The 23,884-nt window shown below is 72.6% G+C and carries 22 protein-coding genes; 10 read left to right on the forward strand and 12 right to left on the reverse strand.

Features of this window, described 5'->3' with window-relative positions; all coding sequences use genetic code 11:
• Positions 1-5 precede the first annotated feature (5 nt).
• From IEY91_RS19765 to IEY91_RS19775, 3 genes are all read left to right on the forward strand, one after another.
• On the forward strand, positions 6-1,355 hold the full coding sequence (locus IEY91_RS19765) for an acyl-CoA dehydrogenase family protein (RefSeq protein ID WP_189175005.1): 1,350 nt from the start codon (positions 6-8) through the stop codon (positions 1,353-1,355).
• Positions 1,352-2,401, forward strand: coding sequence for a Zn-dependent alcohol dehydrogenase (locus IEY91_RS19770; RefSeq protein ID WP_164323810.1), 1,050 nt, complete (start codon positions 1,352-1,354; stop codon positions 2,399-2,401). The genes IEY91_RS19765 and IEY91_RS19770 overlap by 4 nt, the downstream gene beginning before the upstream one ends.
• A gap of 141 nt (positions 2,402-2,542) precedes the next feature.
• On the forward strand, positions 2,543-3,781 hold the full coding sequence (locus tag IEY91_RS19775; protein WP_229697089.1) for an MFS transporter: 1,239 nt from the start codon (positions 2,543-2,545) through the stop codon (positions 3,779-3,781).
• 135 nt (positions 3,782-3,916) lie between these two features.
• Here IEY91_RS19775 and IEY91_RS19780 read toward each other — a convergent pair whose 3' ends face one another.
• Together IEY91_RS19780 and IEY91_RS19785 are read right to left on the reverse strand one after the other, a co-directional pair.
• Positions 3,917-4,492, reverse strand: a complete 576-nt coding sequence (locus IEY91_RS19780; RefSeq protein ID WP_189175006.1) for a GNAT family N-acetyltransferase — start codon at positions 4,490-4,492, stop codon at positions 3,917-3,919.
• A gap of 33 nt (positions 4,493-4,525) precedes the next feature.
• Positions 4,526-5,545: a GlxA family transcriptional regulator gene (locus IEY91_RS19785; protein WP_189175007.1), complete on the reverse strand. Its 1,020-nt coding sequence runs from the start codon at positions 5,543-5,545 to the stop codon at positions 4,526-4,528.
• Between the two features lie 122 nt (positions 5,546-5,667).
• Between IEY91_RS19785 and IEY91_RS19790 the strand changes: the two genes are divergently transcribed.
• Positions 5,668-6,972 carry an MFS transporter gene (locus tag IEY91_RS19790; protein WP_229697109.1) on the forward strand — a complete coding sequence of 435 codons (1,305 nt, stop codon included), beginning with the start codon at positions 5,668-5,670 and terminating at the stop codon, positions 6,970-6,972.
• 18 nt (positions 6,973-6,990) lie between these two features.
• Here the strand turns inward: IEY91_RS19790 and IEY91_RS19795 are convergent, their stop codons facing one another.
• From IEY91_RS19795 to IEY91_RS19810, 4 genes are all read right to left on the reverse strand, one after another.
• Positions 6,991-7,677 (reverse strand): flavin reductase family protein, encoded by a 687-nt coding sequence (locus IEY91_RS19795; RefSeq protein ID WP_189175009.1) that lies wholly within the window; start codon positions 7,675-7,677, stop codon positions 6,991-6,993.
• 54 nt (positions 7,678-7,731) lie between these two features.
• On the reverse strand, positions 7,732-8,526 hold the full coding sequence (locus IEY91_RS19800; RefSeq protein ID WP_189175010.1) for an enoyl-CoA hydratase/isomerase family protein: 795 nt from the start codon (positions 8,524-8,526) through the stop codon (positions 7,732-7,734).
• Between the two features lie 113 nt (positions 8,527-8,639).
• Positions 8,640-10,865 carry an acetate--CoA ligase family protein gene (locus tag IEY91_RS19805; RefSeq protein WP_189175011.1) on the reverse strand — a complete coding sequence of 742 codons (2,226 nt, stop codon included), beginning with the start codon at positions 10,863-10,865 and terminating at the stop codon, positions 8,640-8,642.
• Between the two features lie 232 nt (positions 10,866-11,097).
• A complete protein-coding gene (locus IEY91_RS19810) occupies positions 11,098-12,312 on the reverse strand; it encodes a flavin-containing monooxygenase (RefSeq protein ID WP_189175012.1) in 1,215 nt (404 codons plus the stop codon).
• 217 nt (positions 12,313-12,529) lie between these two features.
• On the opposite strand from IEY91_RS19810, the gene IEY91_RS19815 reads away from it, so the two are divergent.
• Positions 12,530-12,949 (forward strand): Zn-ribbon domain-containing OB-fold protein, encoded by a 420-nt coding sequence (locus IEY91_RS19815; RefSeq protein WP_189175013.1) that lies wholly within the window; start codon positions 12,530-12,532, stop codon positions 12,947-12,949.
• Positions 12,950-12,959: 10 nt separating this feature from the next.
• Here IEY91_RS19815 and IEY91_RS19820 read toward each other — a convergent pair whose 3' ends face one another.
• Positions 12,960-13,481 (reverse strand): GNAT family N-acetyltransferase, encoded by a 522-nt coding sequence (locus IEY91_RS19820; RefSeq protein WP_164323828.1) that lies wholly within the window; start codon positions 13,479-13,481, stop codon positions 12,960-12,962.
• The gene (locus IEY91_RS19825) at positions 13,478-14,158 is read right to left on the reverse strand and encodes a pyridoxine/pyridoxamine 5'-phosphate oxidase (RefSeq protein ID WP_189175014.1); all 681 of its coding nucleotides are present in this window, start codon (positions 14,156-14,158) and stop codon (positions 13,478-13,480) included. Before IEY91_RS19825 ends, IEY91_RS19820 begins: the two co-directional genes overlap by 4 nt.
• A gap of 119 nt (positions 14,159-14,277) precedes the next feature.
• On the opposite strand from IEY91_RS19825, the gene IEY91_RS19830 reads away from it, so the two are divergent.
• A complete protein-coding gene (locus IEY91_RS19830; RefSeq protein WP_306309904.1) occupies positions 14,278-15,174 on the forward strand; it encodes a calcium-binding protein in 897 nt (298 codons plus the stop codon).
• Between the two features lie 49 nt (positions 15,175-15,223).
• Here IEY91_RS19830 and IEY91_RS19835 read toward each other — a convergent pair whose 3' ends face one another.
• From IEY91_RS19835 to IEY91_RS19845, 3 genes are all read right to left on the reverse strand, one after another.
• Positions 15,224-15,562, reverse strand: a complete 339-nt coding sequence (locus IEY91_RS19835) for an XRE family transcriptional regulator (protein ID WP_189175015.1) — start codon at positions 15,560-15,562, stop codon at positions 15,224-15,226.
• Positions 15,559-15,936, reverse strand: a complete 378-nt coding sequence (locus IEY91_RS19840) for a type II toxin-antitoxin system RelE/ParE family toxin (protein ID WP_189175016.1) — start codon at positions 15,934-15,936, stop codon at positions 15,559-15,561. Before IEY91_RS19840 ends, IEY91_RS19835 begins: the two co-directional genes overlap by 4 nt.
• 120 nt (positions 15,937-16,056) lie before the next feature.
• On the reverse strand, positions 16,057-17,256 hold the full coding sequence (locus tag IEY91_RS19845) for a thiolase C-terminal domain-containing protein (protein WP_189175017.1): 1,200 nt from the start codon (positions 17,254-17,256) through the stop codon (positions 16,057-16,059).
• 170 nt (positions 17,257-17,426) lie between these two features.
• On the opposite strand from IEY91_RS19845, the gene IEY91_RS19850 reads away from it, so the two are divergent.
• Both IEY91_RS19850 and IEY91_RS19855 read left to right on the forward strand, forming a co-directional pair.
• Positions 17,427-18,734 (forward strand): acyl-CoA dehydrogenase family protein, encoded by a 1,308-nt coding sequence (locus tag IEY91_RS19850; protein WP_229697090.1) that lies wholly within the window; start codon positions 17,427-17,429, stop codon positions 18,732-18,734.
• Positions 18,734-19,213, forward strand: coding sequence for a nitroreductase family deazaflavin-dependent oxidoreductase (locus tag IEY91_RS19855; protein ID WP_189175018.1), 480 nt, complete (start codon positions 18,734-18,736; stop codon positions 19,211-19,213). The genes IEY91_RS19850 and IEY91_RS19855 overlap by 1 nt, the downstream gene beginning before the upstream one ends.
• A 170-nt stretch (positions 19,214-19,383) precedes the next feature.
• Here IEY91_RS19855 and IEY91_RS19860 read toward each other — a convergent pair whose 3' ends face one another.
• Positions 19,384-20,031, reverse strand: coding sequence for a TetR family transcriptional regulator (locus IEY91_RS19860; RefSeq protein WP_164323845.1), 648 nt, complete (start codon positions 20,029-20,031; stop codon positions 19,384-19,386).
• Positions 20,032-20,302: 271 nt separating this feature from the next.
• Between IEY91_RS19860 and kbpA the strand changes: the two genes are divergently transcribed.
• Together kbpA and afsK are read left to right on the forward strand one after the other, a co-directional pair.
• Positions 20,303-21,085, forward strand: a complete 783-nt coding sequence (gene kbpA, locus IEY91_RS19865) for an AfsK-binding protein KbpA (protein ID WP_189175019.1) — start codon at positions 20,303-20,305, stop codon at positions 21,083-21,085.
• 193 nt (positions 21,086-21,278) lie between these two features.
• Positions 21,279-23,825 (forward strand): protein serine/threonine kinase AfsK, encoded by a 2,547-nt coding sequence (gene afsK / locus IEY91_RS19870; protein WP_189175020.1) that lies wholly within the window; start codon positions 21,279-21,281, stop codon positions 23,823-23,825.
• Positions 23,826-23,884: the final 59 nt, after the last annotated feature.

Here is a 23,884-nt window from a genome sequence, read left to right on the forward strand (position 1 = left end):
CCGCCGTGGACTTCGGGTTCGGGGCCGCCGACGAGGACTTCCGGCGGGAGGCGCGGGTGTGGCTGGAGGAGCATCTGGCGGGGGAGTTCGCGGCGGCCGCGGGGGCTGGCGGGCCGGGGAGCGAGCACGAGCGCGGGGAGGTGCGGCGGGCTTGGGAGCGGGAGTTGGGGCGGGGCGGGTGGATCGGGCTCGGCTGGGACGCCGAGAGCGCTGAAAGCGTGGCGGGTGCCGCGGACGCCACGGGCGGCGCGGGTGCCACGGGCGGTGCCGACGCCCCGGACGCCGAGAAGTCCGTGTACGGCACGCGGCGGGCCACGCTGACCCAGCAGGTCGTGTGGGCCGAGGAGTACGCGCGCGTGCGCGCGCCCGCCCGCTGCGGTCACGTCGGTGAGAATCTGCTGGCGCCCACCCTCCTCGCGTACGGCACCCAGGAGCAGAAGGACGAGTTCCTGCCGCCCATCGCGCGTGGGGAGGCGCTGTGGTGCCAGGGGTACAGCGAGCCGGGCGCCGGGTCGGACCTGGCGGGCGTACGGACGACGGCCGTGCGGGAGGGCGGCGGGGGCCGGGGCGCTGACGGGGCCGACAGGGCTGACGGCGCTGACGGGACGTACAGAATCACCGGGCAGAAGATCTGGACGTCCCTCGCCCACGAAGCCGACTGGTGCTTCGTCCTCGCCCGTACCGAGGCGGGCTCGCGGCGGCACCACGGGCTGTCGTTCCTGCTCGTCCCCATGGACCAGCCGGGGCGGATCGAGGTGCGCCCGATCCGGCAGCTGACCGGCACGAGCGAGTTCAACGAGGTCTTCTTCGACGGGGCACGCGCGCGTGCCGCGCACGTCGTCGGCGGCGAGGGCAACGGCTGGCGTGTGGCCATGGGGCTGCTCGGCTTCGAGCGGGGCGTGTCCACGCTGGCCCAGCAGATCGGCTTCGCGCAGGAGCTGGACGGGGTTGTGCGGGAGGCCCTGCGGGCCGGGGCCGCGGCCGATCCGGTGCTGCGGGACCGCCTTGTGCGGCAGTGGGCCGAGCTGCGGGTCATGCGCTGGAACGCCCTTCGTACGCTGGGTAGTTCGGGCGGTGATGACGGCTCGCCCAGCGTGGCCAAGCTGCTGTGGGGCGGCTGGCACCAGCGGCTCGGCGAGCTGGCGATGGCCGTGCGCGGGACGGCGGCCGCCGTCGGACCTGCGGACTGGAGCGCGGACGCGCCGTACGAACTCGACGCGCTGCAGCGGCTCTTCCTCTTCTCGCGCGCCGACACCGTGTACGGCGGCTCGGACGAGATCCAGCGGAACATCATCGCCGAGCGGGTGCTCGGTCTGCCGAGAGAGGCCAAGGGGCCGGTGAGGGGTACGCCATGAGAGGCGTGGTGTTCGACGGGGTGCGGGTGGAGGTCGTCGACGACCTGGAGATACGCGACCCCGGTCCTGGCGAGGTCCTCGTGGCCGTCGCGGCGGCCGGGCTTTGCCACAGCGACCTGTCGGTGATCGACGGGACGATCCCGTTCCCGCCGCCCGTGGTGCTCGGCCACGAGGGCGCGGGCGTCGTCGAGGCGGTCGGCGCGGGCGTCGGGCATGTCGTGCCCGGCGACCACGTGGCCCTGTCCACCATCGCGAGCTGCGGGGCCTGCGCGCAGTGCGACCGGGGCCGGCCCACCATGTGCCGCAAGGCCATCGGGATGCCGCAACAGCCGTTCGCGCGGGCCGGGAAACCGCTGTACCAGTTCGCCGCGAACTCCGCGTTCGCCGAACGCACCCTCGTCAAGGCCGTGCAGGCCGTGAAGATCCCCAAGGAGATCCCGCTGACGTCGGCCGCGCTCATCGGGTGCGGGGTCGTCACCGGCGTCGGCGCCGCGCTCAACCGCGCGCGGGTCGCGTACGGAGACTCCGTCGTCGTCATCGGGACCGGCGGCATCGGCCTCAACGTCCTCCAGGGCGCGCGGATCGCGGGCGCCACCACCATCGTGGCCGTCGACTCCAACCCCGAGAAGGAGGCGGTGGCGCGGCAGTTCGGCGCCACGCACTTCCTGCCGTCGGCGGACGGCGTCGCCGAGATCCTGCCGACCGGCGCGGACCACGCCTTCGAATGCGTGGGCCGCGTCGAGCTGATCCGCCAGGCCGTCGACGTGCTCGACCGGCACGGCCAGGCCATCCTGCTCGGCGTGCCGCCCGCCAAGGCCGAGGCGTCGTTCCTGGTGTCGTCGCTGTTCCTGGACAAGTCGATCCTCGGCTGCCGGTACGGATCGGCGCGCCCGCAACGGGACTTCGCGCTGTATGCCGACCTGTACCTGGCGGGACGGCTGCTGCTCGACGAGCTGGTGACGCGGACGTATCCGGTGGAGGAGTTCGCGCTGGCGCGGGCGGACGCGGAGGAAGGGAAGGTGGCTCGGGGGGTGTTGGTGTTCTGAGGGTGCGGTGCGGTGCGGTGGGCTGGGCTGGGCTGTGCCGGGGCGCGCTGGTCGGGCTTGGTCGGGTCGGCTGGCGGGCGCTGCGTCCGGCGGGGGAAAAGGCGTGGGGCGTTGTCAGTGGCGTGACTTACCTTCGTACGCATGAGCTATCGCGACATCGCATCGCGGCGGACCCTCGCCTGGGCGGTCGTGGCCGTGGGCGCCCGGATGCCCGTGGCCATGGCGCCGCTCGCCGTGGTGTTCCTCGTCCGCGAGCGCGACGGCGGGTACGCGCTGGGCGCGATGCTCGCCGCCGTGTACGTGGTCGGTGAGATCGCCGGCGCCCCGCTGCTCGGCATGCGCATGCGGGCCGAGCGGGCCAGGCCGCAGCTCGCGGTCGGGCTCGCCGTGGGCGCCGTGGGCTTCGCCGCGCTCGGCGCGCTGCCGGACGCGCACGCGGCGGTGCTCGCGCTGTTCGCGTTCGTCGCGGGCGCCGCACCGGCCGCCGCGCCCGGCGGGCTGCGCGCGCTGCTCAACAGCCTGGTCCCGGAGAAGTCCGTGCCGCAGGCGATGTCCGCCGAATCCGTGCTGATCTTCCTCATATGGGCCGTCGCACCGGCCGCCGTCACCGGCCTCGCGCTCGGCGTCGCGCCCGGACTGCCGCTGCTGCTCGCCGCCGTCCTGATGGCGCTGTCCGTGGCCGGGCTCTGGCTGCTGCCCGTGGGCTGGCAGGCGGACGAGTCCGACCGGGACGGCGAGTCGATGCTGCGCATCATGGCCCGCGCCTGGCCCGTGTACGTGACCGGCGCGGCCAGCCTCTCGCTCCTTGCCCTCGCCGAGCTGGTGCTGCCCGCGCTCCTTGAGCAGCGGTCCATATCCGTCGGCATGGCGGGGCCGCTGCTCGCCGGGCTGGCGGTGGGGTCGGCTGTCGGGTCGTTCGTGTACGGGCTGCGGTCGTGGCCGGGGCGGTTGCGTACGCAGAGCCTGGTGCTGATGCTGTCCGTCTGTGGGTGCCTGGCTGTTGTCGCGCTGCTGCCGACTGCCGCGTGGATCGCGGCGGGGCTTGCCGTGGCGGGTGTCCTCCAGGCGGGCGCGATGCTCACCAGGAACCTGACGTTGCGGGAGGTGCTGCCGCCGAGTGCGTTGGCTGCTGGGTATTCCGTGATGTACGCGGCGATTGGGGCCGGGTACGCGGCGAGTGGGTCCCTGGCGGGTGGGCTCCTCAGCGTTACGACTCCGTCTGCCGCGATCCTGGCCGGGGTGGGGCTGTCCTTGGTGCTGACGCTGGTGGGGGCGTTGGCGGAGGTGCGGCCGGGGCCTCGCGGGGGCGCCCCAGTCCCACCCCTTCCCGAAACTGGGGCTCCGCCCCAGACCCCGCTCCTCAAACGCCGGAGGGGCTAGAACTGTGCTGGTGGAGCCGTGCCTCGCCGGTGCGGGGCCATGCGGTGCCGGTGGGCTGGGTTTTAGCCCGTCCGGCGATTGAGGACGAGGCGCGGAGCGCCGATAGCGGGGGTCCAGGGGGCGGCAGCCCCCTGGTTACGGGAGGTGGCCCGACGCAGCCTTCTTCGCTGCGCGCCAGTCAGGTGCCAGGACCGACCAGATCTCCTCGTCTTGCCGCTGCCCCCGGTAGAGATAGCTTTCGCGGAGAACGCCGTCGCGGGTCATGCCGAGGCGGCGGGCGACGGCGATGCTGGGGGTGTTGGCGGAGGTGCACCACCAGTCCACGCGCACGATGCCGCGTTCCTCGACGGCCCAGTCGATGAGGGTCCGGCAGGCCCGCGTGACCAGGCCCTTGCCGGCGGCAGCGGGCTCCAGCCAGCAGCCCGCCTCCGCAGTGCGCTGGCTGGTGTCCATGGTGCGCAGGATGACCGCGCCGACCAGCTCGCCGTGCAGGCGGATGCCGCAGATGCGGCCGGTGTCGGCGGCGGTCTTGTCGGCGTACGCCTGGAGGTAGGCGCGGCTCGACGCCAGGTCGGTGACGACGTCGGGCAGGCCGTTGTGCCGCCCGATGAAGTCCCGTCCGCGGTCGATGTGGGCCAGGAACTCGTCGGCCTGCCAGGGTTCGAGGGGGCGCAGCTCAGCGCCGTCGTCGCCCAGGGATATCGCGTACATCAAGATCCTCCCGTGCCTCCGCCGTCGTGGTCATTATCGGGTGCCCTCCGTGGCCCGGAACGTCCGCCGGTACGTGGTCGGCGTCACCCCGAGGGCCGCCTGCAAGTGCTGCCGCATCGACTGCGCCGTACCGAAGCCCGCGTCCCGCGCGACCTGGTCGACCGACAGGCCGCTCGACTCCAGGAGATGCCGCGCCCGCTCCACCCGCTGCCGCGTCAGCCACTGCCCGGGGCTGACCCCGACCTCCTCGCGGAAGCGCCGCGTGAACGTGCGCACGGACATCACCTCCTGCTCCGCCATGTCACGGAGCTGGATCGGCTCGTGCAGCCGCCCGAGCGCCCACGCCCGCGCCATCGACGTGGTCGCCAACTGCGGCTCGGGCACGGGGCGTTGGATGTACTGGGCCTGCCCGCCGTCCCGGTGCGGCGGTACGACGGTGCGGCGGGCGACCTCGTTGGCGACCGCGGTGCCGTGGTCGCGGCGTACGAGATGCAGGCACAGGTCGAGGCCCGCGGCGACGCCCGCGGACGTCAGCACGTCGCCGTCGTCGATGAACAACACGTCCGCGTCGACCCGCACCCGCGGGAAGAGCTGCTGGAAGTGCTCGGCGGACGACCAGTGCGTGGTGGCGGGGCGCCCGTCGAGGAATCCGGCCGCCGCGAGGACGTAGCCGCCGGTGCAGATGGACACCAGGCGGGTGCCGGGCCGCAGGTGCGCGAGGGCGGCGGCCAGCTCGTCGGTGAGGCGGCCCTCCTCGTACACCGGACCCAGTTCGTACGACGCGGGGACGATGAGGGTGTCGGCGGTGGCGAGCGCCTCGGGCCCGTGCTCGACGAGGATCGCGAAGTCCGCGTCCGTGCGGACGGGGCCCGGCGGGCGGGCGGAGCAGGTCACGACGTCGTACAGCAGCTCACCCGCGGTGGTGCGGGCGCGCCCGAAGATCCGTTGGGGGATGCCGAGTTCGAAGGGGATGACGCCGTCCAGAGCGAGGACGGCGACGCGGTGCTTGCGGGAGAACCCGGCCCGCGTGTGGTCGTGCGTACGGTCGGCCATGGCCCGATCCTAGCGAACGCTGTCCTTCGGGCCACTCGTCCGTGATGATCGGCGCCACGGAAGCTGTTGACGTGAGCGAGACAACCGACCCGCGCGTGCAGACGACACAGCCGGACGACCCGATGGCAGGGCCGGATCTGCTGAGCAAGACCCCTGAGGCCCCGAGCGGGCGGAAGCGGACGCCCCGGATCCACCGGGCCTGGCTCGTCGCCGCCGTCGCCTTCGTGACGATCATCGGCGGCGCCGCCTTCGGCTCGCTGCCGGGCCTGCTCATCGACCCGCTGAACGACGAGTTCGGCTGGTCGCGCGGCGAGATCGGCCTGGGCGTGTCCATCAACATGGCGCTGTACGGGCTCACCGCACCGTTCGCCGCCGCGCTCATGGACCGCTTCGGCATGCGCAAGGTCGTCGCGGTCGCCCTCACCATGATCGCGGCCGGGGCCGTGCTCAGCGTCTGGATGACGGCGAGCTGGCAGCTGATGCTCTACTGGGGCCTGCTCGTGGGCCTCGGCACCGGCTCGATGGCCATGTCCTTCTCGGCGACCGTCACCAACCGCTGGTTCGTGGAGCGGCGCGGCCTGGTCACCGGCATCCTCACGGCGGCGGGCGCCTCCGGGCAGCTCGTCTTCCTGCCGCTGTGCGCGTGGATCGTGGACGAGCACGGCTGGGAGCCCGCCGTCGTGACGGTCGCGCTCGCCGCCCTCGCCGTCGTCCCGTTCGTGTGGCTGCTCCTGCGCGACCATCCGGCGGACGTCGGACTCGCCCCGTACGGAGGGGAGTTCACGCCCAAGCCGGAGCCGACGCGCGGCGCCGCGAAGCGGACCGTACGCGTGCTCTTCGACGCGGCGAAGACGGGGCCGTTCTGGCTGCTCGCGGGCTCGTTCGCGATCTGCGGCGCGTCCACGAACGGCCTGATCCGCACCCACTTCGTGCCGTCCGCGCACGACCACGGCATGCAGATCACCGCCGCGGCCTCGCTGCTCGCCGTGATCGGCGTCTTCGACATCATCGGCACGATCGCCTCCGGCTGGCTGACCGACCGCTTCGACGCACGCCGCCTGCTCGCCGTCTACTACGCCCTGCGCGGCATCTCCCTGCTCTTCCTGCCGATGCTGCTCGCGCCGACCGTGCACCCGCCGATGATCTTCTTCATCGTCTTCTACGGCCTGGACTGGGTCGCCACGGTGCCGCCGACCCTCGCGCTGTGCCGCGAGCACTACGGCGCCGACAGCGCCATCGTCTTCGGCTGGGTCCTGGCCTCGCACCAGGTCGGCGCGGCCGTCGTCGCCTTCCTCGGCGGGGTGGCGCGGGATGTGTTCGGTACGTACGACGTGGTCTGGTACGCGTCGGGGGCGCTGTGCGCGGCGGCGGCGCTGATGGCGTTGGTGATTCGACGGAACGCTCGGGATGCGGAGTTGTTGGCCTGAGGTTCTCCGGCCTTCGCTTCAGCGGGATCCGTGTGGTGTGAAGTCGCCGAACTTGCCCTGGTGGAAGAGGAGTGGCGCTGTTGCCTCGTCGGTGGTGCCCAGTGCCGCCACGCGGCCCACGACGATCAGGTGGTCGCCGCCCGTGTGCACGGCGTGCACGGCGCAGTCGATCCACGCGGGGGCGCCCGCGAGCCGGGGCGAGCCCGTGACGGGCGCCGCGTCGTACTCCACCCCCGCGAACTTGTCCGCCCCGCTCACCGCGAACGCGCGGCACAGGGCGCCCTGGTCCGCGCCCAGGACGTTCACGCAGAAGACGCCCGCGCGGGCGATGCGGGGCCAGGTCGTCGACGTACGGGCGACCATGAAGGAGACGAGGGGCGGGTCGAGGGAGAGGGACGCGAAGGACTGGCAGGCGAAGCCGGCGGGTCCGGCGGGGCCGGTTGCCTCGGGGGTGGCTCGTCCGTGGACGGCTCCTCCGTGGGCGGCGGGGGCCGTCACCACCGTCACTCCCGTCGCGAAGTTTCCCAGTACGCGGCGGAATTCGGCCGCGTCCACCGGTGCGCGCTCGTCCTCGCGGACGGCGCGCAGGTGGGGGCGCGGCAGTGCCGCCTCGACCGGGTGGTCGGCCGTCGTGGGAGCCCCGACCGACCTGAGGTACCGGACGACGGTGGCCGCCATGCCTGCGTGTCCCATCATGCCCTCCATTGAACCTGACGGTTCGTCAGATCGGAAGGGCTGGGGGGTGGAGGGTCGCGGGGGCTACTTGCCCCGGTACGTGGGCTGCCTGCGTTCCACGAACGCCGCCACGCCCTCCTGCGCGTCCGCCGTCGTCATGTTGATCTCCTGCGCGGCGGCCTCTGCCGCCAGGGCGGTGGCGCGGTCCGACTCCAGGGAGGCGTTGACCAGTTGCTTGGTCAGGGCGAGGGCGCGGGTGGGGGCCGCGGCCAGGCGGTCCGCCCAGGACTGGGCCGTTTTCTCCAGGTCCGCGTCCGGGACTACGCGGTTGACGAGGCCGAGGCGTTCGGCGTCCGCCGCGTCGATGGCGTCGCCGAAGAACATCAGTTCCTTGGTGCGGTGGGGGCCTATGAGGCGGGGGAGGAGGTAGGCGCCGGCGCCGTCGGGGACGAGGCCCCTGCGGGCGAACACCTCGATGAATCTTGCCGATTCGGCGGCGAGTACCAGGTCGCAGGCGAGGGCCAGGTGGGCGCCTATGCCTGCTGCCGTGCCGTTCACGGCTGCCAGTACGGGTTTTTCGCAGTCCAGGACCGCGGTGATGAGGCGTTGGGCGCCGTGTTTGATCGTGCGGGTGATGTCTCCGGGGATTCTGTCGGCCTGGGGTGGGGCTGTGGTGGGGGAGCGGAGGTCTGCTCCGGCGCAGAAGCCCTTGCCTGTGGCGGTCAGGACGACCGCCCTTGTGGCCGGGTCGGTCGTCGCTGCCTCCAGCAGGGCGATGAGGTGGTCGCGCTGCTCGGCTGTGAGGGCGTTCATGACTTCGGGGCGGTTGAGGGTGATCCAGGAGATGTTGTCGCGGTGGGTGTGGAGGATGGGGGGCATTGGGGGGTCCGTTTCGGTGGGTGGGTGGGGGAAAGCCCGTCCGGCGTTTGAGGACGAGCCGCGGAGCGGCGATCGGGGGTTCAGGGGGCGGAGCCCCCTTGGGGGTGACACCGTCAGTGGCAGATGGCCAGCGCGTCGAGGGCCACCGCCCCCTGCCCCCGGGGCAGCACCACCAGGGGGTTGATGTCCAGCTCGGCCAGGGAATCCCCCAGCTCGAGGGACATGCGCTGGACGCGCAGGACGACCTCGACGAGGGCGTCCAGGTCGGCCGGCGGGGCGCCACGCACCCCGTCCAGCAAGGCACGCCCCCGCAACCCCCCCAGCATGCCCCGCACTTCGTCCTCCCCGAACGGCGGCACCCGCACAGCCACATCCCGCAGGACTTCGACCAGGACGCCGCCGAGCCCGACGGTCACGGTCGGCCCGAAGAGGGGGTCGGGGGCGACCCCGACGACCATTTCGACGCCCCGCTCGACCATCTGGCAGACCAAGACCCCGTCGAGTTCGACGTCTTCGTAGCGGGCGATGTCGGTGAGGTCCCGGTAGGCGTCCCGCACCTGGCTGGCGGAGGTGAGACCGACCTTCACCAGGCCCAGCTCGGTCTTGTGGGCGATGCGCGCCCCCGACGCCTTCATCACCACGGGGTACCCGACGAGCCCCGCCGCCCGCACGGCCGCAGCCGCGCTCGTCACCAACTGCTCCCGCGGCACGCGGATCCCGTACGCCCGCAGCAACTGCTTCGCCGCGTGCTCGCTCAGCCGCTGCCCGGGACGAAGCAGCGCCTGCGCCTTGCGGTAGGACGGCGAGACGGTACGCGGCGCCTCGTCGAAGGGAGAGCGGTAGGAGGAGGTGAAACGGTGATGATCGACGTACGCGCGTACGGCTCCGATGCAGTTGGCGAACGTACGGAAAGTGGCGACACGGGAAGAACCGAGGAGCGTCGAGCGGTACGCCGCCTCCGTGCCCACCGGCGACCCCCACACCACGCACACCAGCTTGTCCGTCTGTTCGGCGGCGTCCACGAGGTCCTGCGCGAGCTTGTCGCTCATGGGCGGGAAGGGGCCGGTGATGGGGCAGATGAGGACGCCGACGTCCGGGTCGGCCAGGATCGCGTCGATGATCTTGCGGCCGCGCCAGTCGCCGACCGGGTGGCCGCCGTTGTCGACGGGGTTGGCGACGTTCAGGTAGTGCGGGATCCAGTCGTGCAGCTCGGCCTGCTTGGCGTCGGAGAGCGTCGGCAGGCGCAGCCCCGCCTCGGCGGCGAGGTCGGCGAAGTGCGCGCCGGTGCCGCCGGAGATGGAGTACACGACCACGCCGTCGGCCTGGGGCGGCCGGGCCCGCGCCAACAGAGCCGCGGTGTCCTGGAGTTCGTCGAGGCCGTCGACGCGGATCACGCCGTACTGCCGCATCGCCGCGTCCACGACCGCGTCCGCCCCGGTCAGCTTGCCGGTGTGGGAGGCGGCCGTACGCGCCCCGGTCTCGGTGCGGCCGACCTTCACCGCGACCACGGGCACCCCGCGCCGCGCCGCCCGGTCCGCGGCGAGCAGGAAGGCGCGGCCGTCCTTGAGGCCCTCCACGTAACAGGCGATGGCACCGACGTCGGGGCGCTCGGCGAAGTACGAGATGAAGTCGGCGGTCTCCAGGTCCGCCTCGTTGCCGGTGGGCGCCCAGTGCGAGAGGCGTACGCCGAGTTCCTGGAGCGTGAAGACGGGGCGGCCCTGGTGTCCCGACTGGGTGATGAGGGCGATGGCGGGGCCTTCGAGGTCGTCGCGGAACTCCTCGAAGGCGTTGAGGTTGGTGTTCGGGCCGAGCAGCCGCATGCCCGAGCGGGCGACGGCGGCGGCGAGCCGCTCCTGCGCGACCGCGCCCGCCTCGCCCGTCTCGGCGAACCCGGAGGCGAACGCGACCGCGAACTTCACCTTCGCCTCGGAGAGTTCCTCTATGAGGGGGAGCGGATCGCTGACCAGCAGCACCGCGAGGTCCACCTGCTCGGGCAGGTCCGCGACCGACGGGAAGCAGGGCCTGTCGAAGACCGTGGCGCGGGTCGGGTGCACGGGGTGCAGCCGGGCGCCGACCCGCTCCGCCCAGGCCACGAGCTGGCGCGTGATGCCGGTGTTGGGCCGCCCCTCCGCGTCCGAGGCGCCGATGACGGCGACGGACTCGGGGCGGAAGAACCGGTCGAGGTCGGGTACGCCGGCGTACAGCGGCCGCCCGCCGACGTCCAGGTCACCGGCGCCCGCGGGGCGTCCGTGGACGGTGGCGGCGGGGACGTTGCCGCAGGCCACCGCGCGGGCGCGGCGGGGGTCGGAGGTGAAGGTGCCGTGTGTCGATCCAAGCATCGGTCCGCCCGCTCCTGTGTGACAGCAACATAACTGACGCATAGTCAGGTTACTGAACTGACGCTGTGTCAGGAATGGGGCTGCGCGTTTTCTACGACGGCGCGGGGAGGCGGCCGTACCGTGCACAAGGGAGCTGCCTGTGGTGCGTGTGACAGGTGCGTACACCCGGTAACACCACGGAACCGCAGAAGCGGGCCCCTGCCAAGGGTGCGTCGGCGAACTGGCCGGTTAGTTACGAAGCCGCTCGGCTCCGTGCCTTCGCCTTCGCCACCGCCGCCGCGATCCGCCCCGCGTCCCGGGCCAGTTCGCGCAGCATCCCGCTGATGGGGTTGGTGAATCCGGTGAAGTACAGGTCGGGGACGCCCGGTGCCGTGCGCGGGCCGTGCGCGTGCGGGCGGCCGCTGCCGTCGAGCACGTCGAGGTGGCCGAGGAGCGGCTCCAGCGCGCGGCGGTAGCCGGTGGCGGCGATGACGGTGTCCGGGCCGACGCGGGTGCCGTCCGCGAGGACCACCTTGTCCGCCTCGAAGGACTCGACGGCCGCCACGGGCTCGACCCGCCCCTTGCGCACGGCGTCGATGAGGCCGACGTCCTGCACGGGGATGGCGCCTTCGTGGACGCGCGAGTACAGCCCGGTCTCCGGGCGCGGCAGCCCCTGCGCGGCCAGGTCGGGCACGCTCACCTTGGCGATCGCCCGCCCGAGCCGGTCGACCACCGGCACCGGCAGCCTGCGGCACAGGATCCCGGAGCGCTGTGCGGGCCACCCGGCCGTGGACCGGCGCACGATGTGCGGGGGCGTGCGCACCGCGAGCCGCACCCGCGCCGCGCCGCCGTCGATCAGGTCGACGGCGATCTCCGCGCCCGTGTTGCCGACGCCGACGACCAGCACGTCCTGCCCCGCGTACGGGGCGGGGTTGCGGTACGCGCTCGCGTGCAGCAGATCGCCGGTGTACGTGTCGCGCCCTGGCCAGTCCGGCAGGTGCGGGGTGTGGTTGTAGCCGGTGGCCACGACCACCGCGCTGCCGGTCAGCTCGCGCCCGCCGGTGGCGTGCAGCAGCCAGCCGGCGCCGTCGGCTGTTCGCTCCAGGCGCGACACCTCCACGCCGGTCACGACCTCCAGCTCGTGGTACTCCGCGTACTTGTCCAGGTAGCGCAGTACGTCGTCCCGCGACACCCACCGCCCGAACGAGCGCGGCATCTTGAGGCCCGGCAGGGCGGAGAGGCGGCGCGTGGTGTGCAGGTGGAGGCGGTCGTAGTGCGCGCGCCAGGAGGCGCCGACGCGGTCGGACTTCTCCAGGACGACCGCGCGTACGCCGCGTGCGCGCAGGGCGGCCGCCACGGAGAGCCCGCCGGGGCCGCCGCCGATGACGTAGACCGGATGGTCCTCGGCCGGGCGGCTTGGCGCGGGGTGCTTGGTGCTGCTCGCGCGGGGGGTGCTGGAGTCGGCCATGTTCTGGAGAGTAACCACGCCGTCACTTGATGGGTGACGGACAAGTCCGAAACCGGTTGCGATCCGATCACGCGCGTGCCCCCTGGACGCCCCTGTCTTGCGCCCCCGTCTCCAGGTGCGCTGAACTGACGTACCGTCAGAATGTGGTTTCCCAGTGCCCCGAACGCCACCCGCGCGAGTGAGGCGAGAAGGGCTGATTCGAGAGGGCCTGGCCGCCATGGACGTACGCTTCGACCTCCCCGAGACCGACGCCTTCACCCGCCCCTACTGGGACGCGGCCGCCGAGGGCCGCCTCCTGATCCGCCGCTGCCACGCCCCCGGGTGCGGCCGGGCCCACCACTACCCCCGCGAGTTCTGCCCGCGCTGCTGGGGCGAGGACGTCACCTGGGAGCGGGCGAGCGGCCAGGCCGCGCTCTACACCTGGTCCGTCGTCCACCGGAACGACCTGCCGCCGTTCGGCACCCGCGTCCCGTACACCGCCGCCGTCGTCGACCTCGCCGAGGGGCCGCGCATGATGACCGAACTCGTCGACCACGAGGGGGTCGTGCTGCGGCCCGGACTGCCGTTGGAGGTCGCGTTCTGCGAGCGGGCGGAGGGTGTGACGGTGCCGGTGTTCCGGATCCGCCAGGTGCCCTGACGGGGGCGGCTCAGGTGGTCGCGACCCGCTTCACATAGCGGTGGCACGGGACGTGGATGGGGCCGCTGTCGCTCGCCGCCAGGTACTCGAAGAGGCCCTCGTCGGTCCAGCCGTTGCGTTCGTAGAAGCGGCGGGCCCGCGCGTTGCCGCTGACGACGGCCAGCCACGCCCGCGCGTACCCCTTCACCGCCACCACGCGCTCCGCCTCGGCGAGCAGCGCCCGCGCCACGTTCGTGCCCCGGTGGGCCGCGTCGACGTACACCTGCTCCACCTCGTCGTCGACGACCATCACGAAACCGGCCACCTCGCCGGCGACCACCGCCACCACCGTGTCCGACACGCGCTGCGGGGCCCGCAGCCCGAACGACTGCGGTGTCCGCACCGCGACCAGCGTCGGCGGCACCTTGCCCAGGTGGCCGTCGGCCCAGCCCTCGTGCCAGATCCGGGCGACCGCCGCCGCGTCGTCCAGTGTCGCGGGGCGCAGCGTCACGGGCTCGGTGCCGTCCGTGGTGCCGTTCTCGTGGATCGTCACGGCCACATCAACTCCCTTGCCCAGCCCCCGTTTCGAGCCGCACGGTAGCGCAGCCGTACATGCCGACGCCGTGCGTCTCCCTGGAAGAATTCCACCTCCTCAGGCACCAGTACGTACAGCGTCCAGCTCGGCGCGTCGGCCTCCGGTTCCGCGGCCGCCCGCTCCCATGCCGAGTCCGAGGCCCGCTCCAACTCCTCGTACGTGTCCAGAATTTCGCTCTGTCGGCCCACCAGCGCCGCCGCGAGCGCGCCCGTCGACCTCGCGTGCAGGTCCGCGAGCGCGTCGGCGTGCGGGGCCGCGCGGACCGGGCCGCGCACTCTGACCTGGCGTCCTTGCGCCGCCCAGTAGAAGTGCAGGGCCGCCTGCGGGCGGGCCGCGAGCTGTCTGCCCTTCGCGCTGGTCGCGTGCGACGCGAAGTGCCAGCCCTCGCCGTCGACATCGTGCAGCATCACCGTACGTACGTCCGGGGTGCCCTGCGCGTCCGCCGTCGCGAGCGCCATCGTGTGCGGCTCCGGCTGGTGCGCGGCCACGGCGTCCGTGAACCAGCCGTGGAACAGGGCGACCGGGTCGGCCGGGGCTCCCGCCGGGTCGAACTCCGGCAGCTCGGTGTCCCAGACCCGCTGCGCGCGCAGCGACTGCTGAAACGCCGAGGGTTCCTGGGGCGGTGTCGTCGTCATGGGGACATTGTCGTCCCCGGTCGAAGGCGGCGCCCTCGTCCATCTGTCCGCCATGGCGTGGTTCACGCATGTTCATCCCCCGCGGTACAACTCGCCCATCCAGTGCCCTGTCTAACGGGATGACCAGAAGCAACACGGCGCAAAAAGACATCCCGAAGGGCCACTTCTGCATGCGCACGTACAAGGCAATAGCGGCAACCGCCACCCTCGCCTTCGCCCTCGGCGGAGCCGCCCTCGCGGCGCCCGCCGCCCAGGCCGCACCGTCGGCGAGCACGGCTTCCCTCGTCCACGAGGACAGCGAGCTCTGGTACAAGGCCGCCCCCGGCCAGAAGAACGAGCTGACCGTCACCGACAAGATCGAGAACGTCGGTGAGTTCGAGTCGTACTACGTCCTCACGTTCCGCGACCGGTTCGACATCAAGATCGACGCGAACGCGGCCGAGTGGGACGAGTGCAAGTACCCGACGGCCTCCGACCACAAGGTCGTCCAGTGCCGCGTCGAGATCCCGCAGAACTCGGACGACTCCGACACCTACGACATCGACCTCGGCGACAAGGACGACACCCTCACGCTCGCCCCCAAGAGCGAGGCCTGGGCGGGCGTCTACGGCGGCACGGGCAACGACGTGCTGAACGGCTCCATCGGGTCGATGCTCCGCGGCCAGGGCGGCAACGACCGCATCGACGGGGGCGGCGGCCCCATGGGCTTCGGCTCGTACGGCGGCGCGGGGAACGACACCCTCACCAACTGCGGGCAGGACTGCTTCGGCGGGACGGGCGACGACTCGCTGAGCGGCAACGGCGAAGAGAACACCCTGCACGGCGACGATGGCAACGATGTCCTGCACGGCAAGTCGGCCGCCGACGTCCTCTACGGCGGCAAGGGCAACGACAAGCTGTACGGCGAGGCGGGCAACGACAAGCTGTGGGGCAACAGCGGTGACGACGTCCTCTGGGGCGGCACCGGCACCGACAAACTCTCCGGCGGCACGGGCCGCAACGAACTCCACCAGTAACGAACCCGTCCCGTGCGTGAGGGAGCCGAACCGCGCTCCCTCACGCACATCAGCCGACCGTGTACTCGGTGTCGCCGAAGTCCGCGACGACCCGCAGCTCGCCGCCCAGCGCGCGGACGTAGGAGCGCAGGGTGGCCACCTCCGTGTGGTCGATCTCGCCGTGCTCGATCGCCGAGACCCTCGGCGCGCTGACGCCCATGGAAGCGGCCACATCGCGCTGAGTGAGGTCCTGCTCGCCACGGATCTCCGCCAGCCGGTGCGCCCGCACCTCGGCGAGCAGCTGGTCCATCGCGGCCCGCTTCTCCTCGGGGGAGCGCACAGGCAAGCCCGCTTCGCGGCGCTTCAGATCGGCCCTGCGCTTGACTTCCTCCCAGCTCACGCTGCTCATTCGTACTCCCTTGAATCCAGCTCGGCGACGTGCGAGCGGTACCGCTCTTCGGCGATGTCGATATTGGTGTCGTACCAGCCGCGCCAGTTTCCCGCCTTGTCTCCTGCGACCAGGAGGACGGCGCGTCGTACGGGATCGAAGGCGAACAGGATCCGGATCTCGCTCGTGCCGGCGGAACCCGGCCTCAATTCCTTGAGGTGATGCTGCTCGGCACCCTTGATCCGGTCGACGAGTGGTCTGCCGAGCGCGGGCCCATACGTGGCCAGCGTGTCGATGGCGTCTTCCACCTGGTCTGCACTGCTGTGGTCCGATTCCGTCAGTTCGACGAACCACGCCGCCACCTCTGCGACGAGGATCACTTCCCATTGAGCCATGCCGTGGAAGTTAATGCAAGCGTTAACCTCGGTGAGGGTGATCGCGCCCGGTTCACCCCATCGAGGCAAAGCACCCCGAGCCCGGCCTCCCTCACGCGCGCCGGTGGTACGGCGGCTCCCTCACGTACCCAGCACCACCGTCCCCGACGAGCAGAACCACCCGCCGGTGCCCGACACCACCGCCACCTCCGGCAGTCGCCCCAGGCTGCCGCCCCGTCGCACCTGGCGCCCCTTGCCCGCCTCGCCGCGCAGTTGCCGCACCGCCTCCACCAGCAGGAACAGGCCGCGCATGCCGGGGTGCTGGGCCGAGAGGCCGCCGCCGTCCGTGTTGGTCGGGAGTTCGCCGTCCAGGCGCAGGCGGCCCTTCTCCACGAAGGCGCCGCCCTCGCCCTTTGCGCAGAAGCCCAGGTCCTCCAGGGTCACCAGCGTCATGTACGTGAACGCGTCGTAGATTTCGGTGATGTCCACGTCCGCCGGGCGCACTCCCGCCCGCTCGAACGCGAGGCGGCCGCTCACCGCCGCCGGGGACACCGTGAAGTCCTCCCACTCGGACATCGTCGTGTGCGAGACGTGCTCGCCGGTCCCGAGGATCCACACCGGCTTCGACGCGCAGTCGGCCACGTACTCCTCGGCCGCGAGGAGCACCGCGCAGCCGCCGTCGGAGCGTATGCAGCAGTGCAGTTTGGTGAACGGGTCCGCGATCATCGGTCCTGAGAGGACCTCGTCCACCGTGATCGGCTCCCGGTACATCGCCTCGGGGTTGGCGGCCGCGTTCGCCCGCGCCTGCACCGCGACCTCGGCCAACTGCTCCAGCGTCGTCCCGTACTCGTACATGTGCCGCCGCGCCGCCATCGCGTACTTGGAGATCAGGGTGTGCCCGTAGGGGACCTCGAACTGGAGCGGGCCGCCCGCCCCGAACGACAGGTTCGCCGTGCGCCTGCGCGCCTTGAGGTCGGCGCGCGCCGTCGACCCGTACACGAGCAGCACCGCGTTCGCGTGCCCCGCCGCGATCGCGTCCGCCGCGTGCGCCGCCATGACCTCCCAGGTCGAGCCGCCCACGGAGGTGGAGTCCACCCAGCGCGGGCGCAGGCCCAGATACTCGGCCACTTCGGCGGGCGCGAGGGTGCCCAGACCCGCCGACGCGATCCCGTCGACCACCTCGCGGCCCAGACCGGAGTCCGCGAGCGCCCGCCGGGCCGCCTGCCCGTGCAGCGCGTACGCCGTCGCGTCGTCCACACGCCCGCAGTCGGAGAGGGCCACACCCACCACGGCGACCTTCCGGCGGCGGTCAGGAACAGCTGAAAGGGGTTGGGGAGACATGTTTCTGACGGTACATCAGGTCCAGGGGGGTGGGGAGGGCGTCGCAGGCCTGGGCAACCGCGGCTCGCGGTTCTAGCATGTCGGCCCGTCAGTTTGTGTGACGGTTCGTCAGATGCGGAGGCCCGGTAGCGGGTCTCCGGGTCGGGCGGACCCGGGAGAGGAGCCCGCCGATGGACGCCGCCTGCACCGCGGAACAGGACGAGATCCGCCGCACCCTCCGCGAGGTCGTCACCAAGCACTGCGGCCCCGACGACGTCAAGGCCGCCGTCCGCACCCCCGCCGGGTACGACACCGGACTGTGGGCCGCCCTCGCCGGCCGCCTCGGCCTGCCCGGCCTCGCCCTGCCGGAGGCGTACGGGGGCATCGGCTGCGGCACTCTTGAACTCGCCCTCGCCAGTGAGGAATTGGGGAACGGGCTCGCCCCTTCGCCCCTCCTCGCCACCGCCGGACTCGCCGCGCCCCTCCTCCTCGCCCTCGGTACGTCCCGCCAGCGCACCGCGCTCCTGCCGCGCATCGCCACCGGCGAGCTGACCGCCACCCTCGCCGTCCCGGGCGCCGCCCTCGCCACCGCACTCGGCCTCGTCGGCGACAACCGCGGCGACTGGTCGGGCGGCGGGCGCGCGGGCGGCGTACAGGCGCGGGTCGTCGCGGACACCTGGCGGCTGTACGGGCAGGTCGACCAGGTCCTCGACGGGCACAGCGCCGGGCTGCTCCTCGTCGCCGCGCACACCGGCGGCTTCGCCCGCTCGCGCACGCTGCTGTTCCTCGTACGCGGCGACGCCCCCGGACTCGTCCGCGTACGGCAGACCGCGCTCGACGAGACCCGGCCGCGCGCCCGCCTCGAACTCCGGGATGTGGAAGGGGAGTTGGTGGGCGATGGGAGTGGGGTGGTCCATGCGCTGGGTGACGTCGGTGAGCGGGTCGCCGCCCTGCTCGCCGCCGAAGCCGTCGGCTCCGCCGACCGCGCCCTCGCCCGTACCGTCGCCTACGTCAAGGAACGCGAGCAGTTCGGGAGGGCCATCGGGTCCTTCCAGGCGGTGAAGCACCGGCTCGCGGACGTGTATGTGCGGGTGCAGGCGGCTCGGTCGGCTGCCTATTACGCGGCGTGGGCGGCGGGGGAGGGTGGGATGCCCCCGGGCTCCGACGGTTCCGGTGCCGCCGATGCGTACGAACGCGTCGGCGGGCTCGCCCTCGCCCAGGGCCTCGACGCCCTGCGCACCGCCGCCGCCGAAGCCGTCCAGCTCCACGGCGGCATCGGCTTCACCTGGGAGCACGACGCCCACCTGTACTTCAAGCGGGCGTCCGGCGACGAGCTGCTCTTCGGGCCCGCGCACCGGCTGCGCGCGTACGCGGCCGAACGTGCCGGGTTGTTCGCGGGCGAGGGGGCGGAGGGTCCACCGGAGACGGCGGAGGCCGCGCCCGCCGTTCGGGTGGACGGGGTCGACCGGTCGCGTCCGGTGGACGGGGCGGGCGTCTGATGGCCCCCGGAGTCGGGCTCCGCATGGTGCGGCGCGTCTCGTCCACCCGCGCCTTCGCCCGCGTCGCCCCCCGCTTCCTACCCGCCATGGACCGGGCCGTCCACCGCCTCACCCGCGGCAAGGTGCTGCCCAGCGCCCGCATGCTGCCGGGCGTGATCCTCACCGTGCGGGGCGCGAGGAGCGGGGTCGACCGGCGTACGCCGCTGGCCTGTGTGCCGGAGCCGGATGCCGGGAGCTGGCTGCTCGTCGGGTCCAACTTCGGGCGGCCGGGGCATCCGGCGTGGACGGCCAATCTGCTCGCCCATCCGGACGCGTCGATCAGCCTGCGCGGCACGGACATCCCGGTTCGGGCGCGGCTGTTGGCGGGGGAGGAGCGGGCCGCCGCGTGGCGGGCGGCACTCGCGTTCTGGCCGCCGTACGCGACGTACCAGGAACGCGTGGAACGGGAGATCCGGCTGTTCCGCATCGAGCGGCGGTAGGCGGCACCCTCGAAGACGTACAGAGGATTCGAGAACGTACAGAGAATTCGAGAACGTACAGAGAACGAGGACGTGCGCAGAGCGCACGGCGGCGGATCACCGTCAGTGATCCGCCGCCGTGGTGACAGGACTTCGTGCTGCGCGACCCGCGAGCCGCGCCTCTGCTTCGTCTACTTGGTCGGCTTCTTGCCCGTCACGCCCAAATGCACCAACAGCGCCAGGTTCGGCTTCAGTTCGGCCTGCTTGACGCCCCAGGTCTGGAAGCCGCGCTGGTGGGACGCGACCGCCGCGAGCATCGCGACCAGCGAACCGGCCATCGCCGCCGGGCTCACGTCCTTGTCGACCTTGCCCTTGGACTGGAGCTCCTTGACGGTGTCCGTAAGGGAGTTGTTCACCGAGTTGAGGATCTTCATCCGGATCTTGTAGAAGCGTTTGTCGCCCTCGGCGGCACCGAGGTCGACCACCCGGAGGATCGCGTCGTTCTTCCGCCAGAAGTCGAGGAACCCGTCGACCAGGTCCTGTGAGGTCTGCCAGCCCGCCTTGCCGACCCAGGAGCGGCCTTCGAGGAGGTGCGTCAACTGCGCACCCTCGGCGGCCATTTGCTCGGCGATCTCCAGGACGGCGCCCTCGACGTCCGGGAAGTACTGGTAGAACGTCGCGGGCGAAGTGCCCGCCTTCCGGGCGACGTCGATGACTTTGACGTCCCGGTAGGGCGAGGAGCTGAGCATCTCGCTCAGGCATTCAAGCAGTTTCTGACGTGTCGCCTGACCACGTCGACCGGCCACACGGCCGTCGACGGTACGTACCTGTCCTGTCATGCCGTCAGCTTACCGAGGGGTGATCGGAGCGCGATTCGGCCGAGTGCAAATGGGGTTGAAGGGGTGCCAGAGGGGTCCCGCGCCGTCCTGTGCGCCCTTCTGTGCGAGGTGCCACTGCCGCGTACCACGGGGCGTGCCGCCGGACCCCCGGTCCGCGACAATTGGCCAAGTGTTCGAATTGATGTGCTGCGGCCCCGGAGGGGTGCGGCTAGCTTGACTGTGACGGAGGCCACAGGAGGGCCCTCCGCGGTCGAAGCGAGGGAACGGTCTCATGGAATTCGCGGAAGGCGTCCCTTGCTGGGTGGACGTGATGCTCCCCGACGTCGAGGGCGGCAAGCGCTTCTACGGCGAACTCTTCGGCTGGACCTTCGACGAGGGCGCGGGGGAGGGGTACGGCAACTACGTCCAGGCGAGCCTCGGCGGCGAGCCCGTCGCCGCGCTCGCTCCCAAGCGGGACGGCCGCATGCCCACCGCCTGGACGGTCTACCTGGCCGCCCCGGACGCCGCCGCGCTCGCCGGGCGGATCGGCCGCGCCGGCGGGCAGATGATCATGGACCCGATGCCGGTGGGACCGTTCGGCACGATGGGGCTCGCCGCCGACCCCGAGGGCGCCGTCTTCGGCCTCTGGCAGGCGGGCACGCACCAGGGCTTCGGCAGGCAGCGCGAGCCCGGCAGCTTCTGCTGGACCGAGCTGTACGCCCGCGACAAGGACGCCGTCGACCCCTTCTACGAGGGCGTCTTCGGCTACGGCGGACAGGACGTCGGCGACCTGGAGGAGGACTTCCGCATCTGGTCGCCCGCCGGGGCGACGACCGGGCCCGAGTCCGCGATCGGCGGCCGCGCCCTCATGGGCGACGACTTCCCCGTCGAGATGCCCCCGCACTTCCTCAACTACTTCGTCGTCACCGACTGCGACGCCGCCGTCGCGACGGCCCGCAGGCTCGGCGGCCGCGTGCGCGACGAGCCGGTGGACACGCCGTACGGACGCATCTCCGTGCTCGTGGACAACCAAGGAGCCGCTTTCGCCGTCCTCCAGGAGCCGGACCAGGCGTGACGCGAGGGCCCGATGGCCCTATTGATGTACCCGTACGTCACCTTTGTCCCGAAACGGCCCGATGTTGCCCCGGGTTCGCAACCGTGGGCCGAGCCAGGAAGAATCAGGGTGCGTGCCGCCGTAGCGGCTCGGTGGTGAGACGCTGCACGGGGCTGCTCCAAGCGGTGGCCGCGTACGGGGAGGTGGCAGGCAAGTGGTGGACCAGCTTACGCAGCACGATCCGCGGCGGATCGGCCCGTTCGAGGTCCTTGGACGGCTCGGCGCCGGCGGCATGGGACTCGTCTATCTCGCGCGCTCCGCCTCCGGGCGGCGCGTGGCGATCAAGACGGTGCGGACCGAGCTCGCCGAGGACCAGCTCTTCCGCGTCCGCTTCACCCGCGAGGTCGAGGCGGCACGTGCCGTCTCCGGCTTCTACACGGCCGCCGTGGTCGACGCGGACCCGCGCGCCGCCGTGCCCTGGCTCGCCACGGCGTACGTCCCCGCCCCCTCCCTCGAAGAAATAGTGAACGAGCACGGGCCGCTGCCCACGCAGGCCGTGCGGTGGCTGGCCGCGGGCGTCGCCGAGGCCCTTGAGTCCATCCACGGCGCCGGGCTCGTCCACCGCGACCTGAAGCCGTCCAACGTGCTCGTCGTCGAGGACGGGCCGCGCGTCATCGACTTCGGCATCGCCTCCGGCGTCTCCAACACCCGCCTGACCATGACCAACGTCGCCGTCGGCACGCCCGCGTACATGTCGCCCGAGCAGGCCAAGGACTCCCGCAGCGTCACCGGCGCAAGCGACGTCTTCTCCCTCGGCTCCACCCTCGTCTTCGCCGCCACCGGACACGCCCCCTTCCACGGCGCCAACCCCGTCGAGACCGTCTTCATGCTCCTTCGCGAGGGCCCCGACCTGGAGGGCCTGCCCGACGAGCTGCGCCCCCTCATCGAGTCCTGCATGCAGATGGAGGCCACGCGCAGGCCCACGCCCAACGACCTCCAGGCCCAGCTCGCCCCCCACCTCTTCGCCTCCGAGGGCAACGGCGACGACAGCGGCACCGCGTCCGCGTGGCTGCCCGAGCGGGCCGTCGCGCTCATCGAGGCCCGCAGGGGCGGACGGCCGCCCGCGCGCGTCGCCGCCGGGTCCGGCGGGTCCGGGGGCCGGGGCGCCCGCGGGAACTCCGCCGCCGGGGCCGCCGCCGCGCCCGTCTCCCACGTACCGCCCCCACCGCGCCAGGCGCCCGCCGTGCCCTCGCACGCCGGCCCGGCCCACGGGGCCCCTTCCCACGCCGCCCCGTCCCACGGACTGCCCTCCCAGCTGCCGTCGTCCGCCGGGGTGTCCCAGCCGTTCCAGGCTCCTCTGCCGCCCGTCCACGGGGCGCCCGACGCCGGGCCCGTGCAGCTCGCGGGCGCGCAGGTGCCGATCGGGCCCGGACCGCGGGTCGCCGAGGCGCGGGCCGCGGCGCCGCCGGCCGATCCCGGGCTCGCCGGGTCGTGGTCGCGTTCTGCTCCGGCGCCCGCGCCGGGCGGGGGGCGCGCCGGGGGCGGGGCCAACGGGGTCGACCCGGGTGTGACGGGTGGTGCCGGTGGCGCTGCCGGTGCCTCCGGTTCGGGGACTCCCGGAGCTCCCGGAGCCCCCGGGTCCTGGCGGCCCTGGCGGTTCCGGATGTCCAACGACGTGTGGGGCACCCCCGCCGTCGCAGGGAACCTGGTCTACGTGACGTCCTTCGAGGTGCACGCCCTGGACGTGAGCACCGGCCGGCGCAGCTTCAAGACCCGCGACGTCGCCTGGTCCATGGCCGTCGCCGACGGCCGCATCCACGCCTCCGACGGGCCCACGCTGTACGCCCTCGACGGCACCGACGGCTCCGACCTCTGGCGCATCCAGACCGACGCCTGGGTGTACTCCCTCCAAGCGGACCGGGGCACCGTCGTCACCGCCACGCGCGGCGGCGGCGTCCAGGGCTGGGAGGCCGCCAACGGCGAGAAGCTCTGGGAGATCACGAACGCCCAGACCGAGTTCGAGACGCCCGAGGCCGCGCCCGTCATCGTCGACGGCACCGTGTACGTCTGGAAGGACGCCCGGCTGCGCGCCGTCGAGGCCCGCACCGGCATAGAGCGCTGGTCCTACCCCGTCGGCGACGCCGCGTCCTGCGGCGGCGTGCCCGTCCGCGTCACGCAGGCGCCCGACGGATACGTGTACATCGCCGCAGGCACCCGTGTCCTCGCCGTAGACGTGGCCGCGGGCCACGTCCGCTGGCACTTCGAGGCGCCCGCCGCGTTCCTCTCCCCGCCCACCTTCGCCCCCGGCCCCGCCGTCACCGGCGGCGGCGTGTACCTCGCCGACTACCTCGGCACCGTGTACGCCCTCGACGCCACCGACGGCCGCGACCGCTGGCGCATCGCCACCGAGGCCCGGTCCTCCGTCGACCCCGTCCTCGTCGCCGACGGCCACGTCCACGTGGGCAGCGGCAAGGGGCTCTACACCCTCGACGCCGTCACCGGCACCCCGAAATGGCGCTTCCAGGCCGGCGGCGAAGTCGTCGGCTCCCCCGTCGTGGCCGACCGCCGCATCCACTTCGGCGCCACCGACCACCTCCTCTACACCCTCAAGGCCGACGACGGCCGCCTCCGCTGGAAGCTGGCCACCGGCGGCGAGATCACCGGCGCCCCGGTCGTCCGCGACGGCATCGTCTACGCCTGCAGCAAGGACCGCTGCGTGTACGCGCTGGACGCGGAGCGGGGGACGGCTACGTCCCGGTAGCCGGCGCCGCCGCCGTGCGTGACGGCCGTCGTGCCGGCACGGAAGGGGCTCAGTACGGC

The organism is Streptomyces lasiicapitis, assembly GCF_014646335.1.
In the GTDB taxonomy this organism is placed as follows: Bacteria; Actinomycetota; Actinomycetes; order Streptomycetales; family Streptomycetaceae; genus Streptomyces; species Streptomyces lasiicapitis.

What these genes read in the sequence shown, in the direction of transcription:
- IEY91_RS19775 (WP_229697089.1), top strand. Translation starts at nt 2,543, where the DNA reads ATGAGCTATCGCGACATCGCATCGCGGCGGACCCTCGCCTGGGCGGTC.
- IEY91_RS19850 (WP_229697090.1), top strand. Translation starts at nt 17,427, where the DNA reads ATGGACGCCGCCTGCACCGCGGAACAGGACGAGATCCGCCGCACCCTC.
- IEY91_RS19825 (WP_189175014.1), bottom strand. Translation starts at nt 14,158, where the DNA reads ATGACGACGACACCGCCCCAGGAACCCTCGGCGTTTCAGCAGTCGCTG.
- IEY91_RS19795 (WP_189175009.1), bottom strand. Translation starts at nt 7,677, where the DNA reads ATGGAGGGCATGATGGGACACGCAGGCATGGCGGCCACCGTCGTCCGG.
- IEY91_RS19840 (WP_189175016.1), bottom strand. Translation starts at nt 15,936, where the DNA reads ATGGCTCAATGGGAAGTGATCCTCGTCGCAGAGGTGGCGGCGTGGTTC.
- IEY91_RS19800 (WP_189175010.1), bottom strand. Translation starts at nt 8,526, where the DNA reads ATGCCCCCCATCCTCCACACCCACCGCGACAACATCTCCTGGATCACC.
- IEY91_RS19805 (WP_189175011.1), bottom strand. Translation starts at nt 10,865, where the DNA reads ATGCTTGGATCGACACACGGCACCTTCACCTCCGACCCCCGCCGCGCC.
- IEY91_RS19815 (WP_189175013.1), top strand. Translation starts at nt 12,530, where the DNA reads ATGGACGTACGCTTCGACCTCCCCGAGACCGACGCCTTCACCCGCCCC.
- IEY91_RS19860 (WP_164323845.1), bottom strand. Translation starts at nt 20,031, where the DNA reads ATGACAGGACAGGTACGTACCGTCGACGGCCGTGTGGCCGGTCGACGT.
- IEY91_RS19835 (WP_189175015.1), bottom strand. Translation starts at nt 15,562, where the DNA reads ATGAGCAGCGTGAGCTGGGAGGAAGTCAAGCGCAGGGCCGATCTGAAG.
- IEY91_RS19845 (WP_189175017.1), bottom strand. Translation starts at nt 17,256, where the DNA reads ATGTCTCCCCAACCCCTTTCAGCTGTTCCTGACCGCCGCCGGAAGGTC.
- IEY91_RS19830 (WP_306309904.1), top strand. Translation starts at nt 14,278, where the DNA reads ATGACCAGAAGCAACACGGCGCAAAAAGACATCCCGAAGGGCCACTTC.
- IEY91_RS19810 (WP_189175012.1), bottom strand. Translation starts at nt 12,312, where the DNA reads ATGGCCGACTCCAGCACCCCCCGCGCGAGCAGCACCAAGCACCCCGCG.
- IEY91_RS19780 (WP_189175006.1), bottom strand. Translation starts at nt 4,492, where the DNA reads ATGTACGCGATATCCCTGGGCGACGACGGCGCTGAGCTGCGCCCCCTC.
- IEY91_RS19855 (WP_189175018.1), top strand. Translation starts at nt 18,734, where the DNA reads ATGGCCCCCGGAGTCGGGCTCCGCATGGTGCGGCGCGTCTCGTCCACC.
- IEY91_RS19785 (WP_189175007.1), bottom strand. Translation starts at nt 5,545, where the DNA reads ATGGCCGACCGTACGCACGACCACACGCGGGCCGGGTTCTCCCGCAAG.
- IEY91_RS19790 (WP_229697109.1), top strand. Translation starts at nt 5,668, where the DNA reads ATGGCAGGGCCGGATCTGCTGAGCAAGACCCCTGAGGCCCCGAGCGGG.
- kbpA (WP_189175019.1), top strand. Translation starts at nt 20,303, where the DNA reads ATGGAATTCGCGGAAGGCGTCCCTTGCTGGGTGGACGTGATGCTCCCC.
- IEY91_RS19770 (WP_164323810.1), top strand. Translation starts at nt 1,352, where the DNA reads ATGAGAGGCGTGGTGTTCGACGGGGTGCGGGTGGAGGTCGTCGACGAC.